This is a genomic window from Azospirillum rugosum, from assembly GCF_017876155.1.
In the GTDB taxonomy this organism is placed as follows: Bacteria; Pseudomonadota; Alphaproteobacteria; order Azospirillales; family Azospirillaceae; genus Azospirillum; species Azospirillum rugosum.
This window is the reverse complement of record NZ_JAGINP010000003.1, coordinates 77889-92531: the sequence shown is the minus strand read 5'-3', so window position 1 is coordinate 92531 and position 14643 is coordinate 77889. Positions and strand designations below refer to the sequence as shown.

Annotated in this window: 14 protein-coding genes; 2 read left to right on the top strand and 12 right to left on the bottom strand. The window is 68.9% G+C overall.

The window, feature by feature from the left end; all coding sequences use genetic code 11:
* Window positions 1–8: 8 nt before the first annotated feature.
* The 3 genes from J2851_RS05335 to J2851_RS05325 are packed head-to-tail and all read right to left on the bottom strand — an operon-like array spanning window position 9 to window position 3052.
* Window positions 9–1979: a methyl-accepting chemotaxis protein gene (locus tag J2851_RS05335; protein WP_209764760.1), complete on the bottom strand. Its 1971-nt coding sequence runs from the start codon at window positions 1977–1979 to the stop codon at window positions 9–11.
* A 39-nt stretch (window positions 1980–2018) separates the two neighbouring features.
* On the bottom strand, window positions 2019–2657 hold the full coding sequence (locus J2851_RS05330; protein WP_209764759.1) for a chemotaxis protein CheC: 639 nt from the start codon (window positions 2655–2657) through the stop codon (window positions 2019–2021).
* Window positions 2657–3052 carry a response regulator transcription factor gene (locus tag J2851_RS05325; RefSeq protein ID WP_209764757.1) on the bottom strand — a complete coding sequence of 132 codons (396 nt, stop codon included), beginning with the start codon at window positions 3050–3052 and terminating at the stop codon, window positions 2657–2659. Before J2851_RS05325 ends, J2851_RS05330 begins: the two co-directional genes overlap by 1 nt.
* A 211-nt stretch (window positions 3053–3263) precedes the next feature.
* Between J2851_RS05325 and J2851_RS05320 the strand changes: the two genes are divergently transcribed.
* The gene (locus J2851_RS05320) at window positions 3264–3890 is read left to right on the top strand and encodes a MarC family protein (RefSeq protein WP_307419011.1); all 627 of its coding nucleotides are present in this window, start codon (window positions 3264–3266) and stop codon (window positions 3888–3890) included.
* 22 nt (window positions 3891–3912) lie between these two features.
* On the top strand, window positions 3913–4779 hold the full coding sequence (locus tag J2851_RS05315) for an aldose 1-epimerase family protein (RefSeq protein ID WP_209764753.1): 867 nt from the start codon (window positions 3913–3915) through the stop codon (window positions 4777–4779).
* Window positions 4780–4927: 148 nt separating this feature from the next.
* Here the strand turns inward: J2851_RS05315 and gltA are convergent, their stop codons facing one another.
* The 9 genes from gltA to J2851_RS05270 all read right to left on the bottom strand — a co-directional run bounded on the left by gltA (window position 4928) and on the right by J2851_RS05270 (window position 14495).
* Window positions 4928–6268 carry a citrate synthase gene (gene gltA, locus J2851_RS05310; RefSeq protein WP_209764751.1) on the bottom strand — a complete coding sequence of 447 codons (1341 nt, stop codon included), beginning with the start codon at window positions 6266–6268 and terminating at the stop codon, window positions 4928–4930.
* Window positions 6269–6644: 376 nt separating this feature from the next.
* Window positions 6645–7109 carry a flavodoxin family protein gene (locus J2851_RS05305; RefSeq protein WP_246500432.1) on the bottom strand — a complete coding sequence of 155 codons (465 nt, stop codon included), beginning with the start codon at window positions 7107–7109 and terminating at the stop codon, window positions 6645–6647.
* Window positions 7110–7157: 48 nt separating this feature from the next.
* Complete coding sequence (locus J2851_RS05300) at window positions 7158–7928, bottom strand: SDR family NAD(P)-dependent oxidoreductase (RefSeq protein ID WP_209764750.1); 771 nt, start codon at window positions 7926–7928, stop codon at window positions 7158–7160.
* A gap of 16 nt (window positions 7929–7944) precedes the next feature.
* Window positions 7945–9450 (bottom strand): glycerol kinase GlpK, encoded by a 1506-nt coding sequence (gene glpK, locus J2851_RS05295; RefSeq protein WP_209764749.1) that lies wholly within the window; start codon window positions 9448–9450, stop codon window positions 7945–7947.
* A gap of 152 nt (window positions 9451–9602) precedes the next feature.
* Window positions 9603–11354, bottom strand: coding sequence for an ABC transporter substrate-binding protein (locus tag J2851_RS05290; RefSeq protein ID WP_209764748.1), 1752 nt, complete (start codon window positions 11352–11354; stop codon window positions 9603–9605).
* A gap of 58 nt (window positions 11355–11412) precedes the next feature.
* Entirely contained in the window at window positions 11413–11694 is a 282-nt protein-coding gene (locus J2851_RS05285; protein ID WP_209764747.1) for a DUF2160 domain-containing protein, read from the bottom strand.
* Window positions 11695–11710: 16 nt separating this feature from the next.
* The gene (locus tag J2851_RS05280) at window positions 11711–12508 is read right to left on the bottom strand and encodes a carbohydrate ABC transporter permease (protein ID WP_209764746.1); all 798 of its coding nucleotides are present in this window, start codon (window positions 12506–12508) and stop codon (window positions 11711–11713) included.
* A 17-nt stretch (window positions 12509–12525) separates the two neighbouring features.
* On the bottom strand, window positions 12526–13410 hold the full coding sequence (locus J2851_RS05275) for a carbohydrate ABC transporter permease (protein ID WP_209764744.1): 885 nt from the start codon (window positions 13408–13410) through the stop codon (window positions 12526–12528).
* On the bottom strand, window positions 13410–14495 hold the full coding sequence (locus J2851_RS05270; RefSeq protein WP_209764742.1) for an ABC transporter ATP-binding protein: 1086 nt from the start codon (window positions 14493–14495) through the stop codon (window positions 13410–13412). The genes J2851_RS05275 and J2851_RS05270 overlap by 1 nt, the downstream gene beginning before the upstream one ends.
* Between the last annotated feature and the right edge of the window lie 148 nt (window positions 14496–14643).

The window sequence follows — 14643 nt, the reverse complement described above, 5'->3', positions numbered from 1 at the left end:
GCGGGCCGTCAGCCGGCCCCCTGCAGTTCGTCCGCCATGGCGGCGATCTCCTCGATGGCGGCGGCCAGCTCCTCGGCGCCCTTGGCCTGCTCGCGGGCGGCCTTCGCCGCCTCGTTGGCGGACAGCCCGGCCTGGGTCGCGGCGGCGGCGATCTGTTCCACGCCCTTCTGCGTCTCGGCGACGGCGCGCTGGACCTCCGCGGCGTTCTCCATGATCTCGCGGCTGCCGTCGGTCACGGTGCGCAGCTCCCCGACCGCGGAGGCGAGGCTGGTCGCGAACTCCTGGTGGCGCGTGGCCTCCTGCTCGGCGGCGGCGCTGACCTCCTCCGTGTCGCGGCGCACGCGGCCGATCTGGTCCTGGATCGTGCGGACGATGTCCTTCACCCGCTCCACATTCTCCGAACTGTCGCGGGCGAGGTTGCGGATGTCGGTGCTGACGACCGTGAAGCCACGCCCGAACTCCCCGGCGCGGGCCGCCTCGATGGAGCCGCTGACCGCAAGCATGCCGGTCTGGATGGCGATGATGGAGATGGCGTCCACCACCTTGTCGATGCGCCGGCCGACCTGCTCCAGCTCCTCGATCCGCCCCACCGTGCCGCGGTTGGCGTCCACCGTCTGCCGCACCCCGGCGGCGAGCGCGCCGACCATGGCCTGAGTCTCGCCCAGCAGGCTTTCCATGGCGCCGCAGCGCTCGAGCGCGTCCTCGGCGCGGGCCTGGCTCAGCCGGGCGCTGGCCTCGACCTCGGCGATGGCGGCGCTCGACTGCTGGGTCGCCGCGCCCTGGGTCTGCGCGCCGCGGGCGATCTGGGAGATCGCCGCCATGATCTGGGCGGCGGCGCGGTTGATCTCCTCGATCGCGGCCGACAGCTCCTCCGCGGAGGAGGCCAGCTCCGTCGCCGCGCGGCGCACGTCGGTGGTGCCGGACAGGTCGTCCGCCAACTCCGACAGCTGGCCGGCGGCCTGCCCGCTCTGCGCCAGCGCCTCGGCCTGCTGGCCGACGGTCTTCAGCGCCTCCTCGCTGGCCGCCGCCTGCTCCTCCGCGGCCGACGCGATGTTCTCGGCCCCGCGCTGCGCTTCGCGGGTGGCGACGTCGGCCTCGATGGCCGCCTTGATCGTCTCCTGGGCGCCGCGGGCAATGGCGCCCATGTCGCCGCGCACGCGGTCGAGCTGCGCCGCGATGGTCCGGCCGCGCGCAACCTCGGCCTTGGCGGCGTCGGCGGACGCCACGATGCCGGACACGATGGCTCCGACGGCCTCCTGGATCTGAACGACCATCCGCTGGATGTCGTTGGCCGACCGTTCCGACCGCTCGGCCAGCGCCTGGACCTCGTCGGCGATCACGGCGAAGCCCTTGCCGGCGTCACCCGCGCGGGCCGCCTCGATGGCCGCGTTCAGGGCCAGCAGGTTCGTCTGGTCGGCCATGGCGGCCACGCTGCCGACGATGGCGCCGATCTGCCCCGCCTGCCGTTCCAGGTCGCGGACCAGGGACACCGCGGCCTCCTGTCGGGTGGCGGCGCGGACGAGCCCTTCCACGGACCCCAGGATCTGGGCGCTGACGTCCTTGACGAGCGTCTGCAGGACCTCGACGCGGGCCAGCGCCGATTCCGCGTTGCCGCGCGCCTTGCCGATCAGCAGGGCGGCACGGTCGATCATCCGCTGCGACTGCTGGGTGGCGCTGGCCGCCTCCTCCGCGCCGGCGGCGACCTGCTCCATGGCCTTGCGCAGCTCCTCCGCGGCGGCGGCGGCCTGGGCCACGCCGCTGGCCAGCTCGTTCGACGCGGCGGCGATGCCCTCCGCCGCCTTGCGGCGCCGGCTGCCCGCACGGGCCCGCCGCCGGGCCTCGGCGGCGCGGCGGTCGGCGGGATCAGCCGCGGCGGCGTCGAACGTGGGAGCGCCCGCGGCGGTCGCGGTGCCGTTCTCCGGCTCCGCGTCGCGGGCGGTGCGCGCCGTGTCGATCTGCTTCTTCTTGACCAGTGCCATGATGCCTTGCCCCTCGCCCCGTAAGCCGGAGTTTGTTGGTTAGTTCAGAATGCGCCCGATATAGCGCCCGATGATGGCCTTCAGCCCGGCGCTGGATTCCGCATCCAGCGCCAGCACGATCTCCCCGCCCACGATCGCCCCGGCGGGGGCCTGCGACTCCAGCCGGAAGGTCACCTGGAACAGGATGGCCGACGCCTCGGCGGCGGTTTCGACACCGCACCCCTCCAGCACCCGCGCCACCGGGCCGCGCAGGATGGACGGCAGGGTCGTGTCGATGCCGGTGCCCAGCAGGTTTGCCATCAGTGACAGGCAGCTGTTCAGCACGATGTTGCCGACCTCCGCCAGGGCCTCGGCCTCAAGCTCCTGCGCGTCTTCCTTCGGCACGTCCGGCGGCAGCGCCGCGCTGGCGAGCGGCAGGCTGCTGCGCTCCGGCAGGAGGAGGATGGCGGAGCCGCGGAAGGTGCCGGACAGGCTTTCCGACACGGCGACCAGCGGTCCCGGCAGCGCCTGTTCCAGCGCGGCGACCAGCCGGTCGCCCGGCACGATCTCCACGTTGGGGACGGAAACCAGTACGGGGCCACCGACCATGCGGCTGAGCGCGGTGGAGGCCTTGCCGACGCCGATGTTGCCCAGTTCCGCCAGGGCGTCCCGTTCCAGTTCGTCCAGTCTCTGCGGCATCAGCCCGCCTTGCCGGCGGAGGGTTGCCGGCGCGGCAGGTCGGACGCCGCCAGGAACCGCGCCACCTGCTCCTCGTCCAGCGGCTTCGGCATGAAGGCCGCCCCGAGCGCGCGGATGCCGGACACGACGGCGTCCTGGCCGTTCGCGGTGATGATGGCGATGTGGATGTCGGGCCGCTTCTCGCGCAGGCGGGAGGCCGCTTCCAGCCCGTTGTCGCCGGGCATGTTGAAATCGATTATGGCGATCTGGATACTACTTTCGTCCAGTTTCTCGTAAAGCTCCGCGCTGTTCGCGGCCTCCACGACCGTCCAATCCGGCTTGTTCCGAAGTATTATGCCGCGGACGTGCATGCGGGACAGCTTGCTATCGTCGACGACGATTACGGTCTTGCTCAAAGCCTGGGCTCCGGAGAGGGGACAAAATTTCGAAACTTGTGCTGATTATAACCACGGCCACGGCGCACGCCAGCACGGATTCCCGCGTAGGACCCTCCCCATTGCGAAGTGAACCCGGACCAAGCGCGCCGTGGCGGGCATCCTCGCCATTTGCTAACAGGGTCGTCGGACGTCAATGGGGACGTCAACGCTTTCATCCGGAGTTCATTCCGTGGAGGATTTCGTCAGCGCGCTGGTCGTGTTCCTGGTGGTGGTCGATCCGGTCGGGCTGGTGCCGATCTACCTCGGCCTGACGCGCGGGTTCGACAGCCCGCGCAAGCGGACCATCGCGCTCCGCGGCACGCTGATCAGCTTCGCGATCATCGTCTTCTTCGCCTATCTGGGCGAGATCGTCCTGAACGCGCTGTCGATCGGGATGCCGGCCTTCCGCATCGCCGGCGGCGCGCTGCTGTTCTGGATCGCCTTCGAGATGCTGTTCCAGCGCCGCGCCGAGCGCAAGGAGCGCACCGCCGACGAGGCGCGGACGGAGGAGGAGGCGCACGACCTCGCCGTCTTCCCGCTGGCCATTCCGCTGATCGCCGGGCCGGGCGCCATCACCTCCACCCTGCTGCTGATGGACCGCTACGGCGCCACGCTCGCCGGCCAGGGGATGGTGCTTTCCGCGGCGGCCGTGGCGATCGGCAGCGTCACCGCCCTGTTGATCATCGCCGACGCGGTGGACAAGCTGCTGGGCCGCACCGTGATCCACACGGTCAGCCGCGTCCTCGGCATCGTCCTGGCGGCGCTGGCCGCGCAGACGATGATCGAGGGCATCACCGCCATCTACCCGCCACACTGACATCCCCGGGAGACAGGGCCTCATGGACCGCTACACCATCGACAACGGACATCTGAGCGCCACGATCAAGGCCGACGGCGCGGAGCTGTGCTCCCTGCGCACCGCCGATGGACGGGAACTGCTGTGGCAGGCGGGGCCGGAATGGCCGCGCCATGCGCCGGTGCTGTTCCCCATCGTCGGCCGGCTGAAGGACGACCGGCTTCTGCACGACGGCAAGGCCTACCGCTTGACGCAGCACGGCTTCGCCCGCGACCGCCGCTTCGCCTGGGCGGACACAGGCCCGACCTCCTGCCGGCTGTCGCTGTCCGACGACGCGCAGACGCGCGCGCTCTACCCCTTCGCCTTCCGCCTGGAGCTGAGCTTCGAGCTGGACGGGAACAGTCTGACCGTCCGGCACACGCTGACCAACCCGGGGACGGAGGTCCTGCCGGCGTCCGTCGGCGCGCACCCGGCCTTCCGCTGGCCGCTGGCGGACGGCTTGCCCAAGGAGGCGCACGCGCTGGTGTTCGAAAAGGACGAGCCGGCGCCGATCCGCCGCGTGGAGGGTGGCCTGCTGTCGCCGACGCCGGAGCCCAGCCCGATCCAGGGCCGCCGGCTGCCGCTGAGCGAGGGGCTGTTCGCGGCCGACGCGGTGATCCTGGACCAGCCGGCCAGCCGCTCCGTCCGCTTCGAGGCGCCCGGCGCGCCGTCCATCACCGTGTCGTGGGAAGGCTTCACGGAGCTGGGCCTCTGGTCGAAACCGACCGGCGCGCCTTTCCTGTGCATCGAACCCTGGCGCGGCCACGCCTCCCCGGCCGGCTTCGACGGCCCGTTCGTGGATAAGCCCGGCCTGATGCACCTCGCCCCCGGCGACATGCGCGAGCTGAGCTACCGGGTGACGGTGGGGTAAAGACCGGTCTCCCTCGCCCCTCCGGGGAGAGGGTCGGGGTGAGGGGGCGGCCGCAGGCCGACAACCGACGCTCATTGCAGCGCGTGTCCGGCCTTCGGCCGCCCCCTCATCCTAACCTTCTCCCCGGAGGGGAGAAGGAATTAAGCCATCACCCGCGCTTGTTCAGCGGGACGAAGGCGCGGCCGGGGCGGCCGGTGTAGAGCTGGCGGGGGCGGCCGATCTTCTGCTGCGGGTCCTCCATCATCTCCTTCCACTGGGAGATCCAGCCGACGGTGCGGGCCAGCGCGAACAGCACGGTGAACATGCTGGTCGGGAAGCCCATCGCCTTCAGGATGATACCCGAATAGAAGTCGACGTTCGGGTACAGCTTCCGCTCGACGAAATACTCGTCCTCCAGCGCGATCTTCTCCAGTTCCATCGCGATGGCGAGGTGCGGCTCGTCCTTGATGCCCAGCACGTCCAGGACCTCGTAGCAGGTCTGGCGCATGATCTTGGCGCGCGGGTCGTAGTTCTTGTAGACGCGATGGCCGAAGCCCATCAGGCGGAAGGGGTCGTTCTTGTCCTTGGCGCGCTTGATGAACTCGGGGATGCGGTCGACCGAGCCGATCTGGTCGAGCATGTTCAGCACCGCCTCGTTGGCGCCGCCGTGCGCCGGGCCCCACAGCGCCGCGATGCCGGACGCAATGCAGGCGAAGGGGTTGGCGTGCGACGAGCCGGCCAGACGGACGGTGGAGGTGGAGGCGTTCTGCTCGTGGTCGGCGTGCAGGATGAAGATCTTGTCCATGGCGCGCGCCAGGATCGGATCGACCCGGTAAGGCTCGCAGGGCGTGCCGAAGGTCATGTAGAGGAAGTTTTCCGCATACGACAGGTCGTTGCGCGGGTACATGAAGGGCTGGCCGACCGAATACTTGTAGGCCATGGCCGACATGGTCGGCATCTTGGCGACCAGCCGGTGCGCGGCGATCATCCGCTGCTTCGGGTCGAAGATGTCGGTGGAGTCGTGGTAGAAGGCCGACAGGGCGCCAGTCACGCCGCACATCACCGCCATCGGGTGTGCGTCGCGGCGGAAGCCGCTGTAGAACTTCGCCAACTGCTCATGCACCATCGTGTGGTAGGTGATGGTGTTGGCGAAAGTCTCCTTCTGCTGCGGGTTCGGCAGCTCGCCGTTCAGCAGCAGATGGCAGACCTCCAGATAGTCGCAATGCTCGGCCAAGTCCTGGATGGCGTAGCCGCGGTGCAGCAGGATGCCCTGGTCGCCGTCGATGTAGGTGATCGCCGACTCGCAGCTTCCCGTGGAGGTGAAGCCGGGATCGAAGGTGAAATAGCCGGTTTCGGCGTACAGCTTGCGGATGTCGATGACGCGCGGGCCTTCCGTGCCTTCCAGCAACGGCAGCTTCACGGACTTGCCCGTGGTGTCGTCGGTCACCGTCACGGTCCCGACGGGCTTCACCTCGCCATGCCAGCACGGCCGGCCCTTGCTGCTGTCCATCCACTCCTCCTTCCACCGTTCGACGCGCCTTCGGATCAGAGGCGCTGTTGCCTTAGGAGACTGGATGTTTTACGGGCGCCGTCAATAGGACCTCCGGTAGAGGACAGGGCGATTGCATGTGCAGCCCGGACTCCCGGCGCAGGACCATTGTCATTGCCCCCCCGCGCGCTGCGTCGGGTGCGATGGAATGAAACGCCATGAAACGTTATGAAACATGAGCGGCGATGGTGTTTCATGGCGGCGCCCTCCCGGCTAAATAGGTTTTATATCCTACAGGAGTCGAGGGCATGAGGCAACAAGGGCGTGGTTTGAGACCGCAGGGCTCTCCCGCTCCGGAAAAAGGAGCCGAATGCCGTCGCTCTGCGGTCGAGGACGGTCAGAAGATCCCCGCCTCCAGCCCGGCCGCCATCAGCAGGCCCAGATCCTCGCAGCGCGCCTCGAACTCCGCCATTGCGGGTCCCCGGCAGACCAGCGGTTCCTGCACCGCGCGCCAGCGCAGGCCGGTGGTGATGGCCGCGACGGCCCGGCAGGTTCCGGTGCCGTCGTGCCCCGCCCGGACGAACAGAGCGTAGGGCATGCCCTGCGTGCGCTCCAGGCAGGGGTAGTAGACGCGGTCGAAGAAATCCTTCAGCGCGCCGCTCATGTACCCCAGGTTCTCCGGCGTGCCGAGAATGATGCCGTGGGCCGCCAGCACGTCGTCCGGCCCGGCCTCCAGCGGCGGCTTGGCCACGACCTCCACGCCGCCGACGTCCGGGGAACGGGCGCCGCGCAGCACCGCGTCCCGCAAGGCCTGCGTGTTGGGGGACGGCGCGTGCGCGACAATGAGAAGACGCCTGGGCATGGAACGCGCCTTGAATCCCCTCTCCCGCCGGGGGCGGGAGAGGGCGAGTTACACCATCAATTGGCCGCCGTTCACCTCGATCACCTGCCCGGTGATGTAGGCGCTGAGCGCGTCCGAGGCCAGGAACAGGTACGCCCCGACACAGTCCTCCGCCGTGCCGAGCCGCCCCAGCGGGATGCGCGCCGCGGTCGCCGCCAGCTTCTCCGGGGAGGAGTAGCGCTGGTGGAAGTCGGTGTCGATGGTCCCCGGCGACACGGCGTTGACGCGGATGCGGTCCGGCGCCAACTCCGCCGCCAGCGAGCGGGTGAAGGTGGAGACGAACGCCTTCGACGCGCTGTAGAGCGACGACCCAGGGCTTCCCCCCGTCTTGGCGGAGATCGACACGGTGCTGACGATCACCCCGCCGCCGGCCGCCTTCAGCGCCGGCAGGGCGCGTCGGCAGGCCACGACGACGGAGCGCAGGTTCAGGTCGATCACCTCGTCCAGGAAGCGGTCGTCCAGCGCCCCCAGCGGCATGCGCCCGACCATGGTGCCGGCGTTGTTGATCAGGATGTCGAGGCCGCCCAGCGCCTCCACCGCCGAATCCACCACGGACTCCACCGCGCGCGGGTCACGGAAGTCGCCGGTGAAGGCGTGAACGTCGGCGCCGCTGCGCCGCAGGTCCGCCGCCAGCCGCGCCGCCGCGTCGCTGGCGCCGGAGCCGTGCAGCGCCACCCGGGCGCCCAGCCCGGCCAACGCTGCCCCCACCGCCGCCCCGATCCCCCGGCTGCTGCCGGTCACCAGCACGCGCTTCCCGCGCAGGTCTTCGCCCAAATTCATTCCAACGGTCCCCCGATCAGCGCCCACGGCGCACCCGTTGCACGGCGTCCAGCCAGCCCTCATAGAGCCGGGCGCGCTTCGCCCCCTCCATGCGCGGCTCGAACCGGCGGTCGCAGCGCCAAGCGGCGGCCAGCGCCCCCTGGTCGCGGTAGACGCCGGCCTTCAGCCCGGCGAGGCTCGCCGCCCCCAGCGCGGTCGTTTCGATCACCGCCGGCCGTTCCACCGGCAGGTCCAGCATGTCGGCCAGGAACTGGCACAGCCAGTCGTTCGCCGCCATGCCGCCGTCCACGCGCAGGGCTCCAGCGGTCTTGGAATCCGGCGCGGGCCAGTCGGAGACCATGGCATCGCGCAGGTCGCGCGTCTGGAAGGCCACCGCCTCCAGCGCCGCGCGGGCGATGTGCGCCGGCCCGGCGTCGAGCGTCAGGCCGGAGATGGCGGCGCGGGCGTGCGGGTCCCAATGCGGTGCGCCCAGCCCGACGAAGGCCGGCACCAGATAGACGCCGTGGCTGTCGGGCACGCGCGTCGCCAGATCGTCGGTCTGCGAGGCGTGCGTGATGATCCCCAGCCCGTCGCGCAGCCACTTGATCGCAGCGCCCGCGACGAAGATGGAGCCCTCCAGCGCGTAGGTCGGCCGCCCGTCCAGCCGGTAGGCCACCGTCGTCAGCATGTTGGAGCGCGACTCCACCGGTTTGTCGCCGGTGTTCAGCAGCGCGAAGCAGCCCGTGCCGTAGGTGGACTTGACCATGCCCGGCTCGAAGCAGGCCTGCCCGAAGGTCGCCGCCTGCTGGTCGCCGGCGATGCCGGTGATGGGGATGGAACGCCCCAGGATGTCCGGCTCCGTCGCGCCGAACTCGGCGCTGCTGTCCAGCACCTCCGGCATCATGGCGCGGGGGATGCGGAACAGGGCCAGAAGCTCGTCGTCCCAGTCCTGCCGGTGGATGTCGAACACCATGGTGCGCGACGCGTTGGTCGCGTCGGTCGCGTGCACGCGCCCGCCGGTCAGCCGGTGCAGCAGGAAGCTGTCGATGGTGCCGAAGCACAGCTCCCCGCGCTCCGCCCGCTCCCGCGATCCCGGAACATGGTCCAGGATCCAGGCGGCCTTGGTGGCGGAGAAATAGGCGTCGATCAGCAGCCCGGTCTTCGCCCGCACCAGCGGCCCGCAACCCTCCTCGACCAGCCGGCGGCAGGTGTCGGCGGTGCGGCGGTCCTGCCAGACGATGGCGCGGTGGATCGGCTCCCCGGTCCGACGGTCCCAGACGACGGTCGTCTCGCGCTGGTTGGTGATGCCGATGGCGGCGATGTCCGCAGCGCCCAGCTTCGCCTCCGCGACGGCGTCGCGCAGCACGGCGACGGTGTCGCGCCAGATGTCCTCCGGGTCGTGCTCCACCCAGCCGTCGGCCGGGTAATGCTGCGGAAACTCCCGCCGGGCCACGCCGACGGGCAGCCCCTGCCGGTCGAAGACGATGGCGCGCGTGGACGTGGTGCCCTGGTCGATGGCAAGGACGTGACCGGCGTCGGGCATGGCTCCCCCTGTTCGCTCTTTTTCTCCCTCTCCCCTCCGGGGAGAGGGTTGGGGTGAGGGGGTTGCGCTTGTGCCGGACGTACCGCCACGCGCAACCCCCTCACCCGGTGCTTCGCACCACCCTCTCCCCAGAGGGGAGAGGGTTTATACCATCACTTCATCGCCGCCTTCTTCGGCGGGTTGGCGGGCCAGGACTTGATCAGCTCGTCATAGTCCACGGTCTCGCCCTTCGGCTTCTCGTTGGCGAGTTTCCGTTGCGGGGCGATGTTGCCGTCCTTCTCGGCCTTGGCGTACCAGAACTCCGCCGACTCCTTCTTGTTCATCTTCGGCCCGCAGTCGCCCTGCACGCCCGACCGCTCCAGGCGCTCCAGCACCGAGTCCTGGGCCGCGGCCAGCGAATCCATGGCCGCCTGCGGGGTCTTCGCCCCCGACGACGCGTCGCCGATCGACTGCCACCAGAGCTGAGCCAGCTTCGGGTAGTCCGGCACGTTCACGCCGGTCGGGGTCCATTGCACGCGGGCGGGCGAGCGGTAGAACTCGATCAGGCCGCCAAGCTGCGGCGCGCGTTCCGTGAAGCTCTTGTCCCAGATGTCGCTTTCGCGGATGAAGGTCAGGCCGACGTGGCTCTTCTTCAGGCTGACGGTCTTGGACATGGTGAACTGGGCGTAGAGCCAGGCCGCCTTGCGGCGGTCCACCGGGGTGGACTTCATCAGCGTCCAGGAACCGGCGTCCTGGTAGCCGAGCTTCATGCCCTCCTTCCAGTAGGAGCCGTGCGGCGACGGGGCCATGCGCCATTTCGGCGTGCCGTCGGCGTTCATCACCGGCAGGCCGGGCTTCACCATGTCGGCGGTGAAGGCGGTGTACCAGAAGATCTGCTGCGCGACGTTGCCCTGGGCCGGCACCGGGCCGGATTCGGAGAAGGTCATGCCGGCGGCCTGCGGCGGCGCGTACTTCTTCAGCCAGTCCACATACTTGGTGATGGAGTAGACGGCGGCCGGACCGTTGGTGTCGCCGCCGCGCTCGATGGAGGAGCCGACCGGGCGGCAGCCTTCCATGCGGATGCCCCACTCGTCCACCGGCTTGCCGTTGGGCAGGCCCTTGTCGCCGTTGCCGGCCATGGACAGCCACGCGTCGGTGAAGCGCCAGCCGAGCGACGGGTCCTTCTTGCCGTAGTCCATGTGGCCGTAGACCTTGACGCCGTCGATCTCCTTCACGTCGTTGGTGAAGAACTCGGCGATGTCCTCATAGGCCGACCAGTTGACCGGGACGCCCAGCTCGTAGCCGTACTTGGCCTTGAACTTCGCCTTCAGGTCCGGGTTCTGGAACCAGTCGTAGCGGAACCAATAGACGTTGGCGAATTGCTGGTCGGGAAGCTGGTAGAGCTTGCCGTCCGGCCCGGTGGTGAAGGACTTGCCGATGAAGTCGTCCACGTCCAGCGTCGGCAGCGTGACGTCCTTGCCCTCGCCCGCCATCCAGTCGGTCAGCGGCACGACCTGGTTGTAGCGGAAGTGCGTGCCGATCAGGTCGCTGTCGTTGATCCAGGCGTCGTAGATGTTCTTGCCCGACTGCATCTGCGTCTGGATCTTCTCCACCACGTCACCCTCCTGGATGATGTCGTGGCGCAGCTTGATGCCGGTGATCTCGCTGAAGGCCTTGGCGAGGGTCTTCGATTCATACTCGTGCGTGGTGATCGTCTCGGAGACGACGTTGATCTCCATGCCGGCGAAGGGCTTCGCGGCGTCGATGAACCACTGCATCTCCTTCAGCTGCTCGTCCTTCGACAGGGTCGACGGCTGGAACTCGCTGTCGATCCAGCGCTTGGCCGCCTCGATGTCGGCGAAGGCCGGTGCGGAACCCAGGATCAGGGCCGCCGCGGATGCGGTGGCCAGGCACAATTTGCGCATCGTGTTTCCTCCCATACCCCTTTGTTGAAGCCCGCTCTTGCCGGCGGTGCCCCGTCGCTCACACCCAGCGGAACACCGCCGCGGCGTAGAGCAGCGAAAGGACCGTCGCGTAGTGAAGGTCCTGGCCGACCAGACCCAGCCAGGCCAGATGGATGAAGGCGCTGCCGAGAAGCGTGATGAACAGCCGGTCGCCGCGCGTCGTGCTGATGCCCAGCACCCCCTCCCGCGCGATCTCCGGCCGGTTGACGGCCAACATGGTCAGAAGCGCCAGAAGCGCCGCGATGACGACGAAGAAGACCCCGGTCTGCCAGGTCCAGGCCATCCAGGCGACGTGTTCCATGATGGATCCCTCCCCCTCACACGCGGCCCAGGGCGAAGCCCTTGGCGATGTAGTTGCGCACGAACCAGATCACCAAGGCACCCGGCAGGATGGTCAGCACGCCCGCCGCGGCCAGCAGGCCCCAGTCCATGCCCGCCGCCGACACGGTGCGGGTCATGGTCGCGGCGATCGGCTTGGCGTCCACCGACGTCAGGGTGCGCGCCAGCAGCAGCTCCACCCAACTGAACATGAAGCAGAAGAAGGCGGTGACGCCGATGCCGCTCGCCACCAGCGGCGTAAAGATCTTCACGAAGAATCGCGGGAAGCTGTAGCCGTCGAGATAGGCGGTCTCGTCGATCTCCCGCGGTACCCCGGACATGAAGCCTTCGAGGATCCACACCGCCAGCGGCACGTTGAACAGGCAGTGGGCCAGCGCCACGGCCAGCGGCGTGTCGAACAGGCCGATGGCGGAGTAGAGGTTGAAGAAGGGCAGCGCGAAGACGGCCGGCGGTGCCATGCGGTTGGACAGCAGCCAGAAGAACAGGTGCTTGTCGCCCACGAAGCGGAAGCGCGAGAAGGCGTAGGCCGCCGGCAGCGCCAGCGCGATCGACAGCACCGTGTTCAGCGCCACGTATTTTAGCGAGTTCAGGTAGCCCGAATACCAGGACGGGTCGGTGAAGATCTTCGTGTAGTTGTCGAAGGTCAGCTTGTGCGGCCACAGCGTCAGGCTGCTGACGATCTCCGTGTTGGTCTTCAGGCTCATGTTGACGAGCCAGTAGATCGGCAGCAGCAGGAAGACGATGTAGAGGCCAAGGACGATCCGCGCGCGCAGCATGGCTCCGTTCCCTCCGCTCAGTTCCGTTGGGCGTCCATGCGGGTCATCACCGTGTAGAAGACCCAGCAGACCGCGAGGATGATCAGGTTGTAGACGATGGACAGCGCCGCCGCCTTGCCCAGGTCGAACTGCCCCAGCGCCAGCTTGACGAGGTCGATCGACACGAAGGTGGTGGAGTTGCCGGGGCCGCCGCCGGTGACCACGAAGGGCTCCGTGTAGATCATGAAGCTGTCCATGAAGCGCAGCAGCACGGCGATCAGCAGCACGCGGTGCATCTTCGGCAGCTGGATGTTGCGGAAGATCGCCCATTGCGAGGCGCCGTCGATGCGCGCCGCCTGGTAGAAGGCGTCGGGGATGGACCGCAAGCCCGCGTAGCACAGCAGCGCCACCAGAGAGGTCCAGTGCCAGACGTCCATGGTGACGATGGTCACCCAGGCCGACAGCGGATCCGCCGTATAGTTGTAGGGGATGCCCAGCCGGTTCACCACCCAGCCCAGCAGGCCGATGTCCTCGCGGGCGAAGATCTGCCAGATGGTGCCGACGACGTTCCAGGGGATCAGCAGCGGCAGCGCCAGCACGACCAGCGTCGCCGCCACCCGCCAGCCGTCCCGCGGCATCGACAGCGCCACGGCGATGCCCAGCGGCACCTCGATCGCCAGGATCAGGAAGGAGAACAGCAGGTTGCGCCACAGCGCGTCGAAGAAGCGGCCGCCGAGGTCGCTGGTCGGGTCCAGAAGCTCCTGATACCAGCCGATGCCGTTCCAGAAGAACTGGTTGTTGCCGAAGGTGTCCTGCACCGAGTAGTTGACGACCGTCATCAGCGGCACGATGGCCGAGAAGGCGACGATCAGCAGGACCGGCAGCACCAGCAGCCACGCCCCTTGGTTGATGGGCTTGTCCATCAGGCGGCCTCCCCTTCCACCAGCGAACCATTCGCGTAGACGTGAATCATCGAAGGATCGAAGGTCAGCGAGGCCTCGTCCCCGGTGACCGACAGGTTCTCCGGCACGGTCGCGGCCATCGGCAGCCCCGACAGCTCCACCTTGGCGATGCGCACCCGGCCCAGGTCGTCGATCCGCGTGACGCGCACCGGCACGCCGGTTCCGGCGGGGGCGAGCGTTGCGAACTCCGGCCGCACGCCGACCTCGATCTTCTCGCCGCCGTTCAGCGGCGGGTAGGCGCGCCCCAGCGGGATGACGTGGCCGCCGATCTTCGCCGCGCGGCCCGCCACCTCCGCCGGCAGCACGTTCATGCCGGGCGAACCGATGAAATGGCCGACGAAGACGTGGGCGGGCTTGGCGAACAGTTCGTCCGGGCGGCCGATCTGCACCACGCGGCCGTCGTGCATCACCACCACCTTGTCGGCGAAGGTCAGCGCCTCCGTCTGGTCGTGGGTCACGTAGATCATGGTGAGGTCGAGCGCGCGGTGCAGCGCCTTCAGCTTCGACCGCAGCTCCCACTTCAGGTGCGGGTCGATGACGGTCAGCGGCTCGTCGAACAGGATCGCCGCGACGTCCGGCCGGACCAGCCCGCGCCCCAGCGAAATCTTCTGCTTGGCGTCCGCGGTCAGGCCGCGGCCGCGCCGCTTCAGGTCGGGCGTCAGGTCGAGAAGCTCCGCGATCTCCCGCACCCGCGCGTCCACCGCCGGGCCGCGCAGGCCGCGGTTGCGCAGCGGGAAGGCCAGGTTCTCGTACACCGTCATGGTGTCGTAGACGACCGGGAACTGGAACACCTGGGCGATGTTGCGCGCCTCGGTCGGCAGGGCCGTGACGTCCTTGCCGTCGAACAGCACCCGGCCCTCGCTGGGCGTCAGCAGGCCGGAGATGATGTTGAGAAGCGTGGTCTTGCCGCAGCCCGACGGCCCCAGCAGAGCGTAGGCGCCGCCCTGCTCCCACACGTGGGTCATGGGCTTCAGCGCGTAGTCCGTGTCGCTCCTGGGGTTGGGCGTGTAGCTGTGGCCGAGGTTCTGAAGGTCGATGCGTGCCATACCCCGTTTCCCTCCGCAGGCGCTCAGGAAAAGCGCACCGCATTGCAAGTATCAGGAGAGCCCAACCACTTTTCCCGTCGTCATCCCCGCGAAGGCGGGGATCCAGGCCGCACAGGCGCTGTTGTGCGGAGTTTTCTGGATGCCCGCC